At 66.0% G+C, this 17,435-nt stretch carries 13 protein-coding genes; 7 read left to right on the top strand and 6 right to left on the bottom strand.

What is annotated here, in order from left to right; all coding sequences use genetic code 11:
• Positions 1-12 precede the first annotated feature (12 nt).
• On the top strand, positions 13-1,782 hold the full coding sequence (locus CH339_RS01445; RefSeq protein ID WP_111432471.1) for a TRAP transporter permease: 1,770 nt from the start codon (positions 13-15) through the stop codon (positions 1,780-1,782).
• Positions 1,783-1,810: 28 nt separating this feature from the next.
• On the opposite strand, the gene CH339_RS01440 is transcribed toward CH339_RS01445, so the two are convergent.
• The 3 genes from CH339_RS01440 to CH339_RS01430 all read right to left on the bottom strand — a co-directional run bounded on the left by CH339_RS01440 (position 1,811) and on the right by CH339_RS01430 (position 5,785).
• Complete coding sequence (locus CH339_RS01440) at positions 1,811-2,005, bottom strand: hypothetical protein (RefSeq protein WP_111432470.1); 195 nt, start codon at positions 2,003-2,005, stop codon at positions 1,811-1,813.
• Positions 2,006-2,171: 166 nt separating this feature from the next.
• Positions 2,172-3,515: an ABC transporter substrate-binding protein gene (locus CH339_RS01435; RefSeq protein ID WP_111432469.1), complete on the bottom strand. Its 1,344-nt coding sequence runs from the start codon at positions 3,513-3,515 to the stop codon at positions 2,172-2,174.
• A complete protein-coding gene (locus CH339_RS01430) occupies positions 3,512-5,785 on the bottom strand; it encodes a TIM-barrel domain-containing protein (protein ID WP_170138349.1) in 2,274 nt (757 codons plus the stop codon). The genes CH339_RS01435 and CH339_RS01430 overlap by 4 nt, the downstream gene beginning before the upstream one ends.
• A 257-nt stretch (positions 5,786-6,042) precedes the next feature.
• Between CH339_RS01430 and CH339_RS01425 the strand changes: the two genes are divergently transcribed.
• From CH339_RS01425 to CH339_RS01410, 4 genes are read left to right on the top strand one after another with little or no spacing between them, the layout of a single operon-like run.
• Complete coding sequence (locus tag CH339_RS01425; protein ID WP_111432467.1) at positions 6,043-7,158, top strand: LacI family DNA-binding transcriptional regulator; 1,116 nt, start codon at positions 6,043-6,045, stop codon at positions 7,156-7,158.
• Complete coding sequence (locus CH339_RS01420; RefSeq protein WP_111432466.1) at positions 7,155-8,438, top strand: carbohydrate ABC transporter permease; 1,284 nt, start codon at positions 7,155-7,157, stop codon at positions 8,436-8,438. Before CH339_RS01425 ends, CH339_RS01420 begins: the two co-directional genes overlap by 4 nt.
• Positions 8,438-9,661 carry a carbohydrate ABC transporter permease gene (locus tag CH339_RS01415; protein WP_111432465.1) on the top strand — a complete coding sequence of 408 codons (1,224 nt, stop codon included), beginning with the start codon at positions 8,438-8,440 and terminating at the stop codon, positions 9,659-9,661. The genes CH339_RS01420 and CH339_RS01415 overlap by 1 nt, the downstream gene beginning before the upstream one ends.
• A gap of 23 nt (positions 9,662-9,684) precedes the next feature.
• Positions 9,685-10,707 carry an ABC transporter ATP-binding protein gene (locus tag CH339_RS01410; RefSeq protein WP_111432464.1) on the top strand — a complete coding sequence of 341 codons (1,023 nt, stop codon included), beginning with the start codon at positions 9,685-9,687 and terminating at the stop codon, positions 10,705-10,707.
• Positions 10,708-10,719: 12 nt separating this feature from the next.
• Here the strand turns inward: CH339_RS01410 and CH339_RS01405 are convergent, their stop codons facing one another.
• From CH339_RS01405 to CH339_RS01395, 3 genes are read right to left on the bottom strand one after another with little or no spacing between them, the layout of a single operon-like run.
• Complete coding sequence (locus CH339_RS01405) at positions 10,720-12,186, bottom strand: mannitol dehydrogenase family protein (RefSeq protein WP_111432463.1); 1,467 nt, start codon at positions 12,184-12,186, stop codon at positions 10,720-10,722.
• Between the two features lie 10 nt (positions 12,187-12,196).
• Positions 12,197-13,612: a glucuronate isomerase gene (gene uxaC, locus CH339_RS01400; protein WP_111432462.1), complete on the bottom strand. Its 1,416-nt coding sequence runs from the start codon at positions 13,610-13,612 to the stop codon at positions 12,197-12,199.
• A 4-nt stretch (positions 13,613-13,616) separates the two neighbouring features.
• Positions 13,617-14,372 carry a FadR/GntR family transcriptional regulator gene (locus tag CH339_RS01395; RefSeq protein WP_111432461.1) on the bottom strand — a complete coding sequence of 252 codons (756 nt, stop codon included), beginning with the start codon at positions 14,370-14,372 and terminating at the stop codon, positions 13,617-13,619.
• 269 nt (positions 14,373-14,641) lie between these two features.
• Between CH339_RS01395 and manD the strand changes: the two genes are divergently transcribed.
• Positions 14,642-15,850, top strand: coding sequence for a D-mannonate dehydratase ManD (manD, locus tag CH339_RS01390; RefSeq protein WP_111432460.1), 1,209 nt, complete (start codon positions 14,642-14,644; stop codon positions 15,848-15,850).
• Between the two features lie 11 nt (positions 15,851-15,861).
• Positions 15,862-17,394: a UxaA family hydrolase gene (locus tag CH339_RS01385; RefSeq protein ID WP_111432459.1), complete on the top strand. Its 1,533-nt coding sequence runs from the start codon at positions 15,862-15,864 to the stop codon at positions 17,392-17,394.
• Positions 17,395-17,435: the final 41 nt, after the last annotated feature.

Raw genomic sequence — 17,435 nt, 5'->3', positions numbered from 1 at the left:
GAGTACCCAAACGTGATCCATTCCCTGACGCTCCGGGGCCGCATCGTCTTTGCGGCCCTCGGGGCGGCATCCATTGCCTTCCATCTCGGCCTCATCTTCTACGGCCTCGCCCCGAACCTGATCGCACGGCCCATCCACATGATGCTGGCCCTGCCCTTCGTGTTCCTGTGGGCAGCAAAGGGGAGGACGAGCCGCATCACCGGCAGCGTCTTCCTCGCCGCCGGCCTCATCTGCTGCGCCTGGATCGTCTGGAACCAGGAGGCGCTCGGCGACCAGTACGGCTCGCTCTACGGCCCGTTCCAGATCGCAATCGCCTCTGTGTTGTTGCTGGTGGTGCTTGAGATGGCGCGCCGGGCCATCGGCTGGCCGCTGCCGCTGGTCGCCGCGCTGGCGCTGGCCTACGGCCTCCTCGGCCAGTACCTGCCCGGAGAATTCGGCCATCCAGGACTGCCCGTCGCCAGCTTCCTCGGCACGCTGACGATTGCGGAGGGCGGCGTCTGGGGCAGCCTCACCGGCATTTCGGTCAACATCGTCGCCGTCTTCATCATCATGGGTGCGGTGCTGAATGCCGGCGAGGCCGGCCAGGGTTTTATGAATTTGGCCGCCGCCGCAGCCGGCCGCCTGACCGGCGGGGCGGCGAAGGTCTCGGTGCTCTCCTCCGCCCTCTTCGGCTCGATCTCCGGCTCCGCCTCGGCCAACGTCGCCTCCACAGGCGCGGTTACCCTGCCGGCGATGAAGCGGCTCGGCTATCCGCCGGCGCTTGCCGGCGCGGTCGAGGCCGTCGCCTCCTCCGGTGGCCAGATCATGCCGCCGCTGATGGGCGCCGGCGCATTCGTCATGGTGGAGCTGACCGGCACCCCCTATACCGGCATCATCGCCGCTGCTTTCCTGCCGGCAATGCTCTATTTCCTCGCCGTCTGGGTCGGCATCAACGCCTTCGCCCGGCGCCACGAGCTGCCAGGCCTTGCAGAGGCCGACCGGCCGGCGCCGAAGACGGTGCTGATCACCACGGCCTTCTTCGCCGTGCCGTTCTTCGTCCTGCTGGAACGCATGTTCATCGGTGGTTTTACGCCGCAATACGCGGCGAGCGTTGCCATCCTTGCCGCCTTCATCATGCTGTTCTTCGATGCAAGGCTGACGCTGTCGGTCCCGCGCACCGTTGCGCGGCTGGAAGAGGTCGCGCTGAACACGGGCAAGCAGATCGCGGTCGTCGCCTCGATCATCCTGTGCGCCAGCATCGTCATCGGCGTCCTCGGCCAGACCGGCCTCGGCGTCAAGATCACGTCGCTGATCCTGTCCGCCTCAAGCGACATGCTGTGGCCGGCGCTGCTCTTGACGGCGCTCGCCTGCCTGATCCTCGGCATGGAGGTGCCGACGACAGCGGCCTACGTCATCTGCGTGTCCGTCGCCGGACCTGCCCTGCAGAAGCTCGGGCTGGAGCCGCTGCAGGCCCATCTCTTCGTGTTCTGGTTCGCGCTGTTGTCGACCATCACGCCGCCGGTCTGCGGCGCGGTCTTCATCGCGGCCGGAATGGTGGGAGAGGATTGGCTAAAGGTGGCCGGGCGCGCCATGCTTCTGGGTGTCGGGCTTTATCTGATCCCGCTCGGCATGATCGCCAACCCGGCCGTCATCGGCTTTGCCGCAGCGCCGTTCCTGGCGATCCTCGCCGCCGCCAAGATCGGCGCCGCGCTCGCCGCAATCTCCTTCGGCATCATCGCGCCGCAGGCGGTGTGGCTGCGCATCGCGCTCGTCGGGCTTGGGGCGGTGCTGCTCTTCATTTGAGGGAGGGCGCCATCGGACGCCGGCGGGTTCAGACCCCGTTGCCCTCGGTGACCGGGGCGGTGGCGCCGGGATTCGTCACCGCCGCCTCGTCGACGATGCTGTCCATGGAGAACATCAGGCCCGCCGCGACGATGACGGCGAGCGCCAGTCCGGCAACGAGCATGATCAGGGCGCGGTTGCCGCTGCGTCCCTGCTTGGCGTCACGTTCCTTCAATTCGGTCATGGGCGACTCCTTTATGTCGTTCCAACCATCTAAACAAACGCACGCGGACGCTGATCGTTCCCTTTTCTTTCCGAAACGCTGGTATCGGACCGTTCAACGCCACAGCCGTAAATAAAAAGGGGCGTCCGCGAACGGACGCCCCCAAGGGATGCTGGAGGATTTATTTTTATTTGATGGCGGAAGCTTCCTCGTTGAGGAGGTCGACGGTGGCGTCGGCATCGCGCGCGCCGTCGGCGTATTCCCGGACCAGCCGGTTGACGAGGCCGCTGTTGATGATCTTGGAGGCAAGGGAAAGTTGGCCTTCCGCGACGCCCCAGCGGGTGCCGACCGAAAGGCCGTCGACCATCGCCTGGATCGTCTCGGGCGGATAGAGATCGCCGAGCGGGGCGCGGCGATCGACGCCGACCTCAAGCTTGGCCCAGCCGTCCACATAATCGGACTTGCCCTCCTCCGACCCGGTACGCACCGGGAACAGGCCCTCCGGCGCGATCGCCAGCATGTCCATGTAGCCGTCCGACATCATGAACTTGACGAATTCCATCGCCGCGTCGGTCTTGGCGTCGGTGGTGATGCCGAAGACGGTGAGTTCGACCCAGGTCGCGCCGTCCGGATTGGACGGGCCGGCAAGCCCGGTCAGCACCTCGGTGTCATCGGACAGCGCCCGCGTCGTCGGATCGTCGTTGATGGCGACCGGGGCGGCATCACGCAGGCCCGCCATTTCATCGAGGATGAACGGCGACCAGAAGGTGAATTCCACGGTGCCGTTGAAATAGGTCTCGCGGGTCTGCTTCCAGTAGAGCTCGCCCTCCGGGCTCATCTCTTTGAGCGCCTTGTAGAATTCGAGCACTTCCTTGGTCTTTTCCTGGTCGAAGTCGACCGTGCCGTCTTCCTTCACCGGGCTGACGCCGTTGGCGAGGAAAAGCTGCTCCAGGGTCTGGCTCATGAAGCCTTCGTCGACCTTGGTGGCGACGGCAAAGCCATGCACCTTCGGCGGATTGTGCAGCGCCTTGGCGGCGGCAAGCACGGTCTCGAACGAGGTCGGCTGCGCAAGGCCCAGCTCCTCGAACCGGCTCTTGCGGTAGATGGTGATATAGGGCCAGGCCGAGAACGGCACGGCGGAAGCAACGCCGTCGGTTTCCGTCATGCCGAGGACACCCTCGGAAAAGGTGCCGCGGCCGAGATCGTCGACCACGTCGTTGTTGGTATCGATGTCGAGGATGCCTTCCTCGGCGAAGGGGAGCACGTCGCCGATCGGCATCATCATGACGTCGGGCAGGTCGCCGGCCGCATAGGCCGCGGTCGCCCGCGGTCCGAGCTCGTTTTCCTCCACCGGCACGATTTCCACGGTGTGCCCGGTCTTCTTGGTAAAGGCCTCGGCGACGGCCTGCTGGATTTCCATTCGCTTCGGCTGGACCTCCGGGGTCCAGTAGACGATGTTCTCGGCCAGCGCGCCCGACGCAAAGACCGTCAGGGCGATTGCCGAAATGCCCATCTTGAGCACGTTTTTCATGGACTTCCTCCTGCTTTGCCGAGCGCATAGGCGCTCAGATTGAATTCTTCCGGCCGGGCATCGACGGCCTGCCAGTCTCCTTCAGACAGTATCGCGGCGGCACGGTCCGGACCGCCCGCAATCAGCAACCTGATCCGGGCGGCACCGGCAAGGCGGGCCTGCCAGCCGCTCTCGTCCCGGCGGAACGCCACCTCAACGGGCGCCCCGTCCGGCAGTGAGAAGGTCAACGCTGCGGATGTCTCCGGCGTGACCAACAGGGAAAGGGTCGAAAAGTCAGTCTCGTCCGTGCAGGCGGCCGGCTCCACCAGGGGCACCATGGTCCCTTCCCGGAGGAACAGCGGCATGTCGGCAAGGTCGAGACCTTTCTCCGAAACCCAGCGGCCGCCGTCCTGCCAGCGGCCGACGCGCAGATCCAGCCAGCGGGAGCCGCGCGGCAGATAGTATTCCACATCGCCCGCCGCGTTGAACACAGGGCATACAAGAAGCGCATCGCCGAGCATGTACTGGCCGTCGATGAGCCGCGCGCCCGGATCGTCCGGGAACTCCAGATGGAGCGCGCGGATCACCGGCAGCCCCTCCTCGTGGGCAATGGTCGCAAGATGGTGGAGATAGGGCAGGAGCCGCATCCGCAGCTTGGCGAAGTCGCGCACGATCGCGGTCGCCCGTTCCCCGAACTCCCAGGGCTCGCGCGGCGTCGTGCCGTGGAACCGGGAATGGCTGGAGAGAAGTCCGAACTGCGCCCAGCGCGTATAGAGTTCCGCCGACGGCGGCGCGCCGGCAAAGCCGCCGATGTCGTGGCTCCAGAACGGCACGCCGGAAAGCCCATAGCTGAGCCCGGCCTTCAGCGAAGCGCTCATCGCCTGCCAGGAGGTCGTCGGATCGCCGCCCCAATGGATGGGATAAGCCTGGCTTCCTGCCCAGCCGGACCGGCCCCAGATGACGAAATCGCCGGTAAAGCGCTCGGTCGCCTCAGCGACGGCCTGCTGGAACAGCAGCGGATAGATGTTGTGGACGTCGCGGCCGGTGCGCTCGTCGTGGAACTGCACGTCGTCGGGCACGTCCTCGCCGAAATCGGTCTTGAAGACGGCAACGCCTTCCTTCAGCCGGTCGGTCAAGAGCCCCTGATACCAGGCGACGGCGTCGGGATTGGTGAAGTCGATCAGGGTTCCCGGAGGCGCGATCGGATGCTTGAAGACGTGCTTCAACGTGCCGACGCCGCGGAACCCCGGCTCGTCGTGGCAGGGCTGCGGCAGGGTCGTCGGCACGATCGCCGGCGCCCCGTCGGGCGAGGTGCACAGATAGCCCTTCTCGTGCGCCTCCTCGAACAGCGGCGATTTTTCCGAGATGTAAGGATAGAGCCACAGGCTGGTGCGGAACCCCTTGGCGCGCAGTTCGGCGAGGTGCTTTGCGGGATCGGGAAAGCGGTCCTCGTCCCATTGCAGGTCGGACAGCCGGTTTCCGTACATCCAGTAGGAGTCCGGTGCGGCGACGTCGCAGGGGATATCGTGCGAGCGGTAGCCCTCGGCGGCGGCAAGGAGCGTGTCCCAGCGCTCGAAATAGAAGCGCGACATCCAGACACCGAAGGTCCACAGCGGCGGCACCGGCGCAAAGCCGGTCAGCTCCGCATAGCGCTTCAGAACGGTCTTGGGATCGGGACCGTCGATGACGAAGAAATCGAGCTCCGAGGCATCGACCTCGACCCGGTAGGAGAGGATCGACAGCCGCGGCTCGCCGACGTCGTGGCGCAGCTTGCGCGTGGTGTTGAAGAGGACGCCATAGCCGCGCGTGTTGAGGAAGAACGGCACGTTCTTATAGGCCGCCTCCGAGGTCGCGCCGCCGGCATTGGAGTTCGACGACGTGATCGTCAGCCCGCGCTTGTCGAAATTGCAGAATTTTTCGCCATAGCCGAGGAAATGGTCGTCCGGCTCGACCCTGAACGAGGTCGCGGTGAAGGTGTCGGCGACCTCGACCGGCTCGACCCGCATCGCCCCCTTCTGGGTCATGTCCTGTGTGCTGGTCGACAAAAGCACCCGGCCATGGTCGTCGGCGACGCGAAAATCGAATTTTTCGGAATCGAGTGTGACCGTCAGACCCCCGCCGGCAACGGCATTGTCGGATAGCCTCGTCGCGGCAAGGGGTTCCTCGGGAAGCGAAAGGGTCGGCAGCGGCGAGACGTCGTCCGGCGACCCGATGCGCAGGCGCGCGATGCCCGGCGCCGGAAACGATACCCTCAGCGAGACCGGACTGCCGTCGCTGGCACGGGAGTCCATCACCGTCTCGTTGGGTGCCGCGGATTTTTCAACCTGATTCAGCATCGCGTTCACAAAAACGTTTTTGTTTTTTATTCGCTGAAATCACTCAGTAAAATGAAATTTGACGGAGTGATTTCGATTTGATAGAAACAATCGCCGAAAACGTTTTTGGAGTCAAGTCAAATCGGCGACAGGCTTGGCCCCAAAGGGGTAAGATCGGACCGCCAAGCGGTCGAAAAACACCGGAACGGCACGGCAGGGAGGACTGAAAATGAATGGTGGAAGCGCCGGCAGACCGGCACGGACCGCGCGCGACGCCCTGGGCGGCAAGACCCGCCGCGCCGGCGCCTGACGCAGCCGGCAGCGCCGCCGCCATGAACATCACCGAATTCGCGCGCCATCTGGGCCTGTCCATCTCGACGGTCTCGCGCGCCCTCAACGGCTATGAGGACGTCAAGCCGGAGACACGGGAACTGGTGCTGCGCTCCGCCGAGCGCCTCGGCTACGTGCCGAACGCCGCGAGTCGCCGCCTCAGGCGCAAGAAGCGGCTGGAAACGGTCGGCTTCGTCGCCCCCCGCCACGACCGCGAATTCCTCAGCCCCGTCCTCCTGGAAACCCTCACCGGCCTCGACACCGTGCTGGAAGAACGGGGCCTCAACCTCAACGTCCTCTCGCTCCACGCCGAGGAGGACGAGTTGAAGAGCATCAAGTCCCAGGTCGTCTCCGGCGCCGTCGATGCGCTGATCCTCAGCCGCACCCGCCGCTTCGACCCGCGCGTCTCCTATCTCAACTCCGTCGGCTTTCCGTTCGTCACCTTCGGCTGCACCGAGACGGACGAGGACTACCGCTATGTGGAGATCGACCATTACTGCGCCGGCGAGGCCTCCGTGCGCCATCTGACGGACCTCGGCCACCGCCGCATCGCCCTCCTCAACGGCCCGGAGGAGTTCATGCTCCACCACCGCCGGCGCCAGGGCTACGAGGCCGCCATGACCGCCGCCGGCTGCCCGCTCGATGCCGACCTGGTGCGTCACTCAGACCCGAGCCCCCAGGCCTCGCGCGCCGCCGCACGCCAGCTTTTGTGCCGCGACGACCGCCCCAGCGCCATCGTCTGCGCCTCCGACCACATGGCCCACGGCGTCTATGCCGTCGCCGCCGAGCTTGGCATCCGGGTCGGCCCCGGGTTATCCATCATTGGTTGCGACGACATCTCGTCGTCCGACGTGCTGACGCCGCCGCTGACGACGGCAACGGCGGACCGCTACCGCGCCGGCAAGGCGCTCGCCGAACTGCTGCTCGCCGAGGGCGATTCCGCCCTCCGGAACACGCGACTGGACATGACCCTCGTCGTTCGAAAATCCACCGCTCCCTTCAAGGGAACCTCGCCATGACGGATGCAGCACACCGCCCTGCCCGCAATGCCAAAGGCTCGCGCACGAGGGGCCCGCTCGCAAGGGCCGAGGCCGGCCTTGCCCGGATCATGCTGTTTCCCTCCGTCTTCATCGTCGCGGCCATCGTCCTCTTCCCGCTCCTTGCCAATTTCTGGATTTCCTTCAAGCCGGTGACCCTCGGCGACCTCAGGCCCCCCTCCGTGCTCCTTTCCGACCGGGTGCGCGCCACCGACACCGGCTTCACCACCGACTGGCGCCTGCGCAATACCTCGCGCAGCGCCGCCATCACCAATGTCGTCGTCGGCGCCAGGGTCGACCCCGCCTGGACGCTTCAAGAGCTGCCGGAGAACTGCGAGAGGACGCCCGAGCGCCTGACCTGCCGGCTTGAAGAACTGCCGCCGGCAACCCGCATCCGCCTGCGCTTTGCCTTCGAAGCGCCGCCCGGCGCTGCCGACCAGGCCGACGACTGGGAGCCGACCGCGAGCGGCGACTCGGAAAACATCCTCACAAACGCCAGCTTCACGCTCGAGAACTTCCGTGACGCCTTCAGCGCCCGCGAGTTCTGGACGGTGCTGAGGGTCACCTTCGTCTACACGATCTTCGGCACGCTCGCCGCGATCGTCCTCGGCCTCTTTGCAGCGCTGCTGCTCGACCGCGACTTCCGCGGCCGCGGCATCCTCAGGGGCCTCTTCCTCTTTCCCTATGTCGCTCCGGTGATCGCGGTCGCCTTTGCCTGGGTGATCCTGCTCGATCCCTTCTCCGGCTCGGTCAATGCCTACCTGAAGGAAGCCGGCGTCATCGGCGGCGCCATCAACTTCCTCGGCACCCGTTCCGTCGAGATCGGGCTTTTCGGCATCACCGTCGACTTCCCGGTGGCGCTCTCCACCGTCATCGCCTTCGAGGCCTGGCGCTATTTCCCCTTGTCGTTCCTGTTCATCCTCGCCCGCATGCAGTCGATCAACACCGAGATGTTCGAGGCCGCGCGGGTCGACGGCGCCTCGCCCTTCCAGATCTTCCGCTACATCTCCATCCCGCAGCTCATCGGCATCATGTCGGTGCTGTTCCTGTTGCGCTTCATCTGGACCTTCAACAAGTTCGACGACATCTTCTTGCTTACCGGCGGCGCCTCCGGCACCCGCACCCTCGTCGTTGACGTCTACGAGCAGGCCTTCGCGATCTCCAATCTCGGCGCCGGCGCCGCCGTTGCCGTCGTCGTCTTCACGGTGCTGCTGACCTTCTCGCTGCTGTTCTTCAGGATCATGCCGAAGGAGGAATTGTGATGGCCGCCCTCAGGCATTCCCTCGTCATGACGACCTTGACCGGCGTCTTCTGGGGCTGGATCGTCGCCGCCTGCCTTGCCGTTTCGATGACGCTGTTTTCCGGCCAGATCCTCTCCGTCGACCTGATCTCGGCCGGCGCCGGCGGGCTGGGTGCCGCCGCCGTCTATCATTTCTGGAAGAAGGGCTGGCTGTCCTTCGCGGCGCAGGCCGTGGTCGCCGCCGATATCCTCGTCACCCTCGATGGCAACGCCCCCCTCGGCGCCTCGCTGACGGGGGCGCCGGCAACGAGCGCCATCATCATCGTCGTCTTCGGCGTCGTCACCGCCCTCGTCGTGCGCGCCTGCCTTGCCGGCATGCCGAAGGGCGTGCTCTCGCGCAGCCTTTTCGAGACCCACCTGATCCGCTCGATGATCGGCTTCGGCTACGTCTTCTTCACCGCCATCGTCCTGTTGCCCTTCTACATCATGCTGATGACCAGCCTGAAGAGCCAGCAGTCCCTGATGTCCAACCCGCTCGACTATTCCATCGACCTCGGCGCCGGCATCGAGACGCTGTTCCGGTCCTATATCGAACTCTTTGCGATCTACGATTTCGGCACGTTCCTTTTGAACACCACCTTCGTCTCGGTGATGACGGTGGCGATCACGCTTCTGTTCTGCGTCCCCGGCGCCTACGCCGTCGCGCGCTTGCGCTTTCGCGGCCGCAAGGCGCTGTCACGCTCGATCCTGATGATCTACATGGTCCCGGCCATCGTGCTGGTGATCCCGCTCTATGCCGTGTTCTCCCAGCTCGGCCTCCGGAACACCCATCTCGGCCTCCTCATCGTCTATCCGGCAACCACCGTGCCCGTCGCGCTCTACATGCTGCAGGGCTATTTCAAGGGCCTTCCCTTCGAGCTGGAGGAGGCCGGGCTGATGGACGGCCTCAATCGCTGGCAGGTGATCGCGAAGATCACCCTGCCGCTCGCCATGCCGGCGATGGCGACCGTCTCGCTCTATGTCTTCATGATCGCCTGGAACGAGTTCCTGTTCGCCTTCATGTTCCTCGACGACACCTCGCTCTTCACCCTGTCGCGCGGCATCGTCAGCCTCAATTCGTCGGAAGTGCCGCGCCAGCACCTGATGGCCGGCGCGGTCATCGCGACCATTCCCGTCCTCGTCCTTTTCCTCTGGTTCGAGCGCTTCCTGGTGCAGGGCCTCGCCGCCGGCGGCGTCAAGGGATGATCCCAGTTGTTTGGAGTTAACCGATGAGCCAGATCGAATTGCGGGACGTCACCAAGGCGTTCGGGCCGCAGGAGGTCATCAAGGGCGTCGACCTGACGATCGCCGACGGCGAACTCACCGTCTTCGTCGGCCCCTCCGGCTGCGGCAAGTCCACGCTTCTGAGGATGATCGCCGGCCTGGAGGACGTCAGTTCGGGCACGGTCCTCATCGACGGCAAGGACGTCACCGGCTCGGCCCCGGCCGAGCGCGCGCTCGCCATGGTGTTCCAGTCCTACGCGCTCTATCCGCACATGGACGTGCGCGCCAATATCGGCTTCAGCCTGAAGACCGCCGGCATGGCCACCGCGGAAATCACCAAGCGCGTCGACGAGGTCGCCGGCATCCTGAAGCTCACCGACTATCTCGACCGCAAGCCGAAGGCGCTTTCCGGCGGCCAGCGCCAGCGCGTCGCCATCGGCCGGGCGATCGTCCGCGACCCCACCGCGTTCCTGTTCGACGAGCCGCTCTCCAACCTCGACGCCGCGCTGCGCGTGGAAATGCGCATCGAGATCGCCAAGCTGCACAAGAAGCTGGAGGCCACCACCATCTACGTCACCCACGACCAGGTCGAGGCGATGACGCTGGCCGACAAGATCGTGGTCCTCCGCGACGGGCTGATCGAGCAGATCGGCCCCCCGCGCGAGCTCTACGACCGGCCGGCGAACCTCTTCGTCGCCCAGTTCCTCGGCAGCCCGAAGATGAACCTCTTCGCCCCGACCGGCGACATCGCGAAGATCGCGGCCGTCGCGGAGAAGACCCCGGCGACGGTGGGCGTGCGCCCGGAGCACATCGTCGTCGCCGAGCCCGGTAGCGGCCATGTCGACGGCACCGTCGACCTCGTCGAATATCTCGGCGCCGACAGCCTCGTCTATGTCGACTGCGCCGAGCACGGCCTCGTCACCATCCGCCACACCGAGGATCGCGAGGTGGCCGAAGGCGAGACCATCGGGCTGTCCTTCCGGGAAGACCGCATCAGCCTGTTCGATACAAACGAGCAGGCGATCTAAGGTCCGATTTCCTCAAAGCTCGGTGGCGGCAATCGCCCCGTCGGCGAACAGTTTTTTGAGGCCGTCCGTCACCGCTGTGCGGAACGTTGCGTCCTCACTAAGGTCCTTACCGAAGATCTCGGTCATGGACAGCGCCGCTTCGGCGAGCGCCTCGGGCTTCGACAGAAGCGGCGTAAAGCGCTCGGCGAAGCGCTCGCTGAAGGGATCGCGCACATCGATGGTGTTGCCATCGAGATCGACGCCGGAGGCGTAGCGGATCCAGGCGGCGACGACGAGGCCGAAGCGGGCGACGCTTGCGCCTTCCTTCAGCCGGTCGCGGACGGTGCCGAGCAGCCGCTGCGGCAGTTTCTGGGAGCCGTCCATGGCGATCTGCCAGCAGCGGTGATGCAGCTCCGGATTGGCGAACCGGGCCTGCAGCGCATCGATGTAGCCGTCGACATCGAAACCTTCCGGCGCCGTCACCGTCGGGCGGATGTCCTCGCGCATCAGGGTATCGACGAAGCGCCGGAGCGATGAATTCTCCATGCAGTCGGAGACGTATTCCATGCCGGCGAGGTAGCCGAGATAGGCGAGCGTGGAGTGCGGCCCGTTGAGGAGCCGCAGCTTTGCGAACTCGAACGGCGCCACGTCATCGACGAGCATCGCGCCCACGTCCTCCCAGGCCGGCCGGCCCGCGGAAAAATCATCTTCGATCACCCACTGGGTGAACGGCTCGGTGAGGATGGCGCCCTCGTCGCGGCAGTCGAGCTGGCTTTCCACGGCGGCAAGGCCCTCCTCCGTCGTCGCCGGCACGATGCGGTCGACCATGGTGCTGGGGAACCGCACCGTCTCCTCGATCCAGGCGGCGAGATCGGAATCGTGCAGCCGCGCATAGTCGAGGACGACCTGGCGCAGCGCCGCGCCGTTGGCCGGAAGATTGTCGCAGCAAAGCACGGTGAAGGGCTCGGTGCCGGCCGCGCGCCTGAGCTTCAGGGCGCGCACGATCAGCCCGACCGCGGTCGCCGGATTGTCGACATTGACGAGGTCTGCGCGGATAGCGGGATCGTTGGTCAGCAGCGCCCCGGTCGACGGGTCGCGGTAATAGCCCTTTTCCGTCACTGTCAGCGAGACGATCCGCGTCGTCGGCGCGGCCATCAGATCGAACAGCCGCAGCTTGTCGTCCGGCGCGAAGATGACCTCCTTCACCGAACCGACGATGCGGCAGTCGCGCCCCTCGCCGTCGAGCGCCGTGACGCTGAAGAGCCCGTCCTGCGGGTCGAGCTGGTCGTGCACGGTCTTGGAGCGAAGGCTGACACCCGAGATCGCCCAGTCGCCGCCGTGCTTGGCCAGCACGTCGTCGGTGTAGACGGCCTGGTGCGCCCGGTGGAAGGCGCCGATGCCGAGATGGACGATGCCGATGCCAACGGCGGCGCGGTCATAGGCGGGGACCGAGACGCGTTCAGGCAGGTCGGAAAGGACGGCAGAAGACAGGCGTTTCATGGGCGTCGCCTCAGAGCTTGTAGGCGGATTTCGCCAGCCGGTAGGCGAGGTCGTGGGCGACCTCGGCGGCCTCCGCCTCGCCGAGCCGGTGTTCGGCGACGAGTTCGGCAAGGAACCGGCAGTCGATGCGGCGGGCAACGTCGTGGCGCGCAGGGATCGACAGGAAGGCGCGGGTGTCGTCGTTGAAGCCGACGGTGTTGTAGAAGCCGGCGGTCTCCGTCACCGCGCGGCGGTAGCGCAGCATGCCCTCCGGGCTGTCGTAGAACCACCAGGCCGGCCCGAGCTTGACGGTCGGATAGTGGCCGGCAAGCGTCGCCAGTTCGCGGCTGTAGGCGGTCTCGTCGAGGGTGAAGAGGATGATCGAAAGGCCCGGCTCGTTGCCGAACCGGTCGAGCAGCGGCTTCAGCGCATTGACGTAGTCGGTCTGCATCGGAATGTCGGCGCCCATATCGCGGCCGAAGGTTTCGAACAGGGTCTTGTTGTGGTTCCTGAGGCTGCCCGGGTGGATCTGCAGGACGAGCCCGTCGTCGAGGCTCATCGCCGCCATTTCCGTCAGCATCTGGGCCCGGAAGATCTCCGCCTCGGCCGCCGTGTGGTCGCGGGTCAGCACCTTTGCGAACAGCACCTCGCAATCGGCCTTCGAAAGGTCGGCCGTCAGTGCGCTCGGATGGCCGTGGTCGGTCGAGGTCGCGCCGCGCTCCATGAAATAGGCGCGACGTTGGCGCAATGCGGCGAGGTAGCCGGGCCAGGTCCGGGTGTTCTCGCCGGTGAGCGCGCCGAGTTTCCCCACATTGTCGGCAAAGCCGGCAAACTCCGGATCGACCACCGGATCGGGCCGGAACGCGGTGATGACCCGCCCGCCCCAGTCGCTCGCCTTGATCGCATCGTGGTGGCGGAGATCGTCGTTCGGCGGTTCGGTCGTCGCGATGACCTCGATATTGAACCGGTCGAACAGCGCCCGCGGCCGGAATTCCGGCTTTGCCAGCTTCTCCTCGACGGTGTCGTAGATCTCGTCCGCCGTCTCCGGCGACAGCCCCTTGTCGATGCCGAAGACGAAGGAAAGCGCGTGGTCGAACCACATCCGCGAGGGCGTGCCGCGGAACAGAAAATAGTTGTCGGCGAAGATGCGCCAGATCTTGCGCGTATCGGTCTCCACCGCACCGCCATCGAGCCGCGGAATGCCAAGATCCTCCAGCCGGTAGCCCTGGCTGTAGAGCATTCGGAACAGGTAGTGATCTGGCTGGATGAAGAGGGTCGCCGGATCGGGGAACGCCTCGTTCTCCGCAAACCAGGCCGGGTTGGTGTGGCCGTGCGGCGAGATCAGCGGCAGGTCCCTGACGCCCGCATAGAGATCGCGCGCCAGCGCCCGCACCCCGGGATCGGACGGAAACAGCCGGTCTTCGTGGACGAGAAGCTCTGTGGACATGGCGCTACTCCCTGGCCGCCGGGGCAGCCTTATCGTTGAGTTGAATGAGGTCGAGTTCCGAGGCGGTCATGAGCACGTCGCTGACCCGCCTGAGGTGCGCCTGCATGGCCGCGCGGGCCTTTTGCGGGTCGCCCGTGTCGAACGCCTCGATGATGGCGCGGTGGTCGGTGACCGCGCTGAGGTCGTCGTTCCAGTCCCGGTGTTTCTTGATCTCGCCGATCAGCTCGTGGAGCTTGCCCCACATCGGCATGCGGGCGCGGAACGCCCAGAGCTGGTCGACGGCCGCCGCCATGGCGCTGTTTCGGGTCGCCCGGCCGATGATCTGGTGGAATTCCCGGTCGGCCTCCTCGATCGACTGCTGGCGCTCGGCCAGCCGCTCCATCTCGTGGAGCGCCTTTTCGAGCGCCGTGCGGTCGAGGTCGGTCAGCCGTTCCGCGGCGATCGCCGCGGCCTCGCCCTCGATATGGATGCGCGCCTCCATGAGTTCGAACGGACCGGGACCGATATCGGCCTCGGCCGCCGACTGGGCCGGGTCGCGCACGAAGACGCCGCTGCCGGTGCGGATCTCGATGGCCCCGGCGATCTCCAGCGCGATCATCGCCTCGCGGATCGTCGGCCGGCTCACCTGCAGGCTCTGCGCAAGGTCGCGCTCGGACGGCAGCCGCGATCCCGGCTTGAACTCGCCGCCGGCGATCAGCCGGGAAAGCTGGTCGGCAACTTCCTGGTAGAGGCGGCGGGGTTTGATCGGCTCGACCGGCATGCCTGGCGCGGCTCCTTTTCCCTGTCTTGACGTTCCCGGAATCCTATGGTCAGATGCTCTGGTGGTCAAGTGGTCAGGCCAATTTTTGACAGGCCTCGGGCTGGGAGTTTTCCGGTGTAGCGCCCGGGAGTTGGGCCAGGAGCGGCGGGAAGGAAACCGGCCGGCCGAGCGAAAGAATGTCGCACGGCAAACTGTGTCGGGACACCCGCCGACAGACGGCCGAGACGGGACGAAAAGCCCCGTGAGGCGAAGGAGCCAAGGACAAGAAAATGAAAATCCGTTCCGCCAAGGTCATCGTCACCTGTCCGGGCCGCAACTTCGTCACCTTGAAGATCGAGACCGACGAAGGCCTCACCGGCCTTGGCGATGCCACCCTCAACGGCCGCGAGCTGGCCGTCGCCTCCTATCTCACCGACCACGTCATTCCCTGCCTGATCGGTCGCGACCCGCAGCAGGTCGAGGACATCTGGCAGTATCTCTATCGCGGCGCCTACTGGCGCGGCGGCCCGGTGACGATGAGCGCCATCGCCGCCGTCGACACCGCGCTGTGGGACATCAAGGCCAAGGCCGCCGGCATGCCGCTCTACCAGCTCCTCGGCGGCAAGAGCCGGAACGGCGTCATGGTCTACGGCCACGCCAACGGCGCCGACATTTCCGAGACGGTGGATGAGGTCGCCAAGTTCCTGGACCTCGGCTACAAGGCCGTACGCGCCCAGTGCGGCATTCCCGGCCTGCCCTCCACCTACGGCGTCTCCAAGGACAAGATGTTCTATGAGCCGGCCGACGCGGACCTGCCGACGGAGAATCTCTGGTCGAGCGAAAAATATCTCGACCACGTGCCGCAGCTCTTCGAGCGCCTGCGCGACAAATTCGGGTTCGGGCCGCACCTTCTCCACGACGCCCACCACCGGCTGACGCCGATCGAGGCGGCCCGCCTCGGCAAGTCGCTGGAGCCCTATCGCCTGTTCTGGATGGAGGACGTGGTGCCGGCGGAAAACCAGGCCGCGTTCCGCACCATCCGCCAGCACACGGTGACGCCGATCGCCATCGGCGAGATCTTCAACACGCTGTGGCAGTGCCAGACCCTCATTGAGGAAGGCCTGATCGACTATATCCGCGCAACGGTCGTCCATGCCGGCGGCATCACCCACCTTCGGCGGATTGCCACCCTTGCCGACATCCACCATGTGCGCACCGGCTGCCACGGCGCCACGGACCTCTCCCCGGTGTGCATGGGCGCGGCCCTCCATTTCGACACCTGGGTGCCGAATTTCGGCATCCAAGAATATATGACGCATACACCGGAGACAGACGCCGTCTTCCCCCATTCCTACTGGTTCGAGGACGGCTATCTGCACCCGGGCGACACCCCCGGCCACGGCGTCGACATCGACGAGGAGCTTGCCGCCAAATACCCCTACAGCCGCGCCTACCTGCCGATGAACCGTCTTCAGGACGGCACCATGTATAACTGGTGAGCGCCACGCCGATGGCCGAAACCCCTCCCGCCGCACGGGCGATCGCCCTCCACCCGGCCGACACGGTGATGATCGCCGTTGCCGATCTGGCGGCCGGCGAGACGGTGGAGACGCCGCACGGGGTGGTTACCCTCGGGGAGGACATTCCGCAGGGCCACAAGCTAGCGTCAAAAGCGATGGCGGCCGGCGAGACGGTCACAAAATACAATCAGACCATCGGCTTTGCCTCAGCGGACATCGCGGCCGGAACCCACGTCCACACCCACAATGTGGAAGTCCACGACTTCGAGCGCCACGCCTCGGGCGGAGCGACCTCGACCGTCGAGGCGCCCGCCGGTCCCGTGCCGACCTTCGATGGCTATCGCCGCGCCGACGGCCGCGCCGGCACCCGCAACTATCTGCTTGTGCTGTCCACGGTCAATTGCTCGGCCACCGTCTGCCGCGGCATCGCCGATGCGTATCGGGCCCACCCGGCATTGGGCGACCCGCTTGCCGACTACCCCAATGTCGACGGCGTCGTCGCCCTCACCCACGATTTCGGCTGCATCGCCGATCCCCATCTGCAGCGCGTCATCGCCGGCTACGCCCGCCACCCCAACGTCGCCGGCTTCCTCGTCGTCGGCTTGGGGTGCGAATCCAACGCCGTCGGCGCCGTCGCCGGCAATTACGGCCTGCCGGAGGACGCCAACGCCCGCTATCTCGTCATCCAGGACATGGGCGGCACGAAAAAGACCATCGAGCAAGGCATCGCCATCATCCGCGAGATGCTGCCGGCGGCGAACCGGTGGCAGCGCGAGCCGATCCCTGTGAGCGAACTGATCCTCGGCCTGGAATGCGGCGGCTCGGACGCCTGGTCGGGCATCACCGCCAATCCCGCCCTCGGCCGCGCCGCCGACCTCCTCGTCGGCATGGGCGGGTCAGCAGTGCTGGCCGAGACGCCGGAGATCTTCGGCGCCGAGCATCTGCTGATCGCCCGCGCGGCAAGACCGGAGGTCGCGAAAACCCTCAAGGAACGCGTCGCCTGGTGGCAGGATTATGCCGAAAAGCGCGGCGCCAGCCTCGACAACAACCCGTCTGCCGGCAACAAGGCGGGCGGGCTGACGACGATCCTCGAAAAATCGCTCGGCGCTGTCGCCAAGGGCGGCACGACGCCCCTCAATGGCGTCGCCGACTACGGCGCGCCGATCACGGCCAGGGGCTTTTCCTTCATGGACACGCCCGGCTACGACCCCTCCTCCGTGACGGGGCTGATCGCCGGCGGCGCCAACATCGTCTGCTTCACCACCGGTCGCGGCTCGGCCTTCGGATCGAAGCCCGTGCCGACGCTGAAGCTGGCAACGACGAGCGCGCTCTATGAGCGCATGCCCGACGACATGGACATCAATGCCGGCCTCATCCTCGACGGCACCGAGACCGTCGAGACGATGGGCAGGACCATCCTCGATGCGGTGATCGCCACCGCCTCCGGCACGGCGACGAAAAGCGAAGAGAACGACTACGGCAACGAGGAATTCGCCCCGTGGTCGGTTGGGGCGGTGCTGTGATGGCGGCCCGCACAACATCGGCATTCCGCGGCGCACGGCGA

It is taken from the genome of Rhodobium orientis (assembly GCF_003258835.1).
GTDB classification, from domain to species: Bacteria; Pseudomonadota; Alphaproteobacteria; order Rhizobiales; family Rhodobiaceae; genus Rhodobium; species Rhodobium orientis.
This window is presented reverse-complemented; position numbering and strand designations above follow the sequence as displayed.

Excerpts from the sequence above, each read along its gene's own strand:
- CH339_RS01415 (WP_111432465.1), top strand. The coding sequence starts at position 8,438 with ATGGCCGCCCTCAGGCATTCCCTCGTCATGACGACCTTGACCGGCGTC.
- CH339_RS01410 (WP_111432464.1), top strand. The coding sequence starts at position 9,685 with ATGAGCCAGATCGAATTGCGGGACGTCACCAAGGCGTTCGGGCCGCAG.
- CH339_RS01395 (WP_111432461.1), bottom strand. The coding sequence starts at position 14,372 with ATGCCGGTCGAGCCGATCAAACCCCGCCGCCTCTACCAGGAAGTTGCC.
- CH339_RS01420 (WP_111432466.1), top strand. The coding sequence starts at position 7,155 with ATGACGGATGCAGCACACCGCCCTGCCCGCAATGCCAAAGGCTCGCGC.
- manD (WP_111432460.1), top strand. The coding sequence starts at position 14,642 with ATGAAAATCCGTTCCGCCAAGGTCATCGTCACCTGTCCGGGCCGCAAC.
- CH339_RS01440 (WP_111432470.1), bottom strand. The coding sequence starts at position 2,005 with ATGACCGAATTGAAGGAACGTGACGCCAAGCAGGGACGCAGCGGCAAC.
- CH339_RS01435 (WP_111432469.1), bottom strand. The coding sequence starts at position 3,515 with ATGAAAAACGTGCTCAAGATGGGCATTTCGGCAATCGCCCTGACGGTC.
- CH339_RS01385 (WP_111432459.1), top strand. The coding sequence starts at position 15,862 with ATGGCCGAAACCCCTCCCGCCGCACGGGCGATCGCCCTCCACCCGGCC.
- CH339_RS01425 (WP_111432467.1), top strand. The coding sequence starts at position 6,043 with ATGGTGGAAGCGCCGGCAGACCGGCACGGACCGCGCGCGACGCCCTGG.
- CH339_RS01405 (WP_111432463.1), bottom strand. The coding sequence starts at position 12,186 with ATGAAACGCCTGTCTTCTGCCGTCCTTTCCGACCTGCCTGAACGCGTC.
- CH339_RS01430 (WP_170138349.1), bottom strand. The coding sequence starts at position 5,785 with ATGGACTCCCGTGCCAGCGACGGCAGTCCGGTCTCGCTGAGGGTATCG.
- uxaC (WP_111432462.1), bottom strand. The coding sequence starts at position 13,612 with ATGTCCACAGAGCTTCTCGTCCACGAAGACCGGCTGTTTCCGTCCGAT.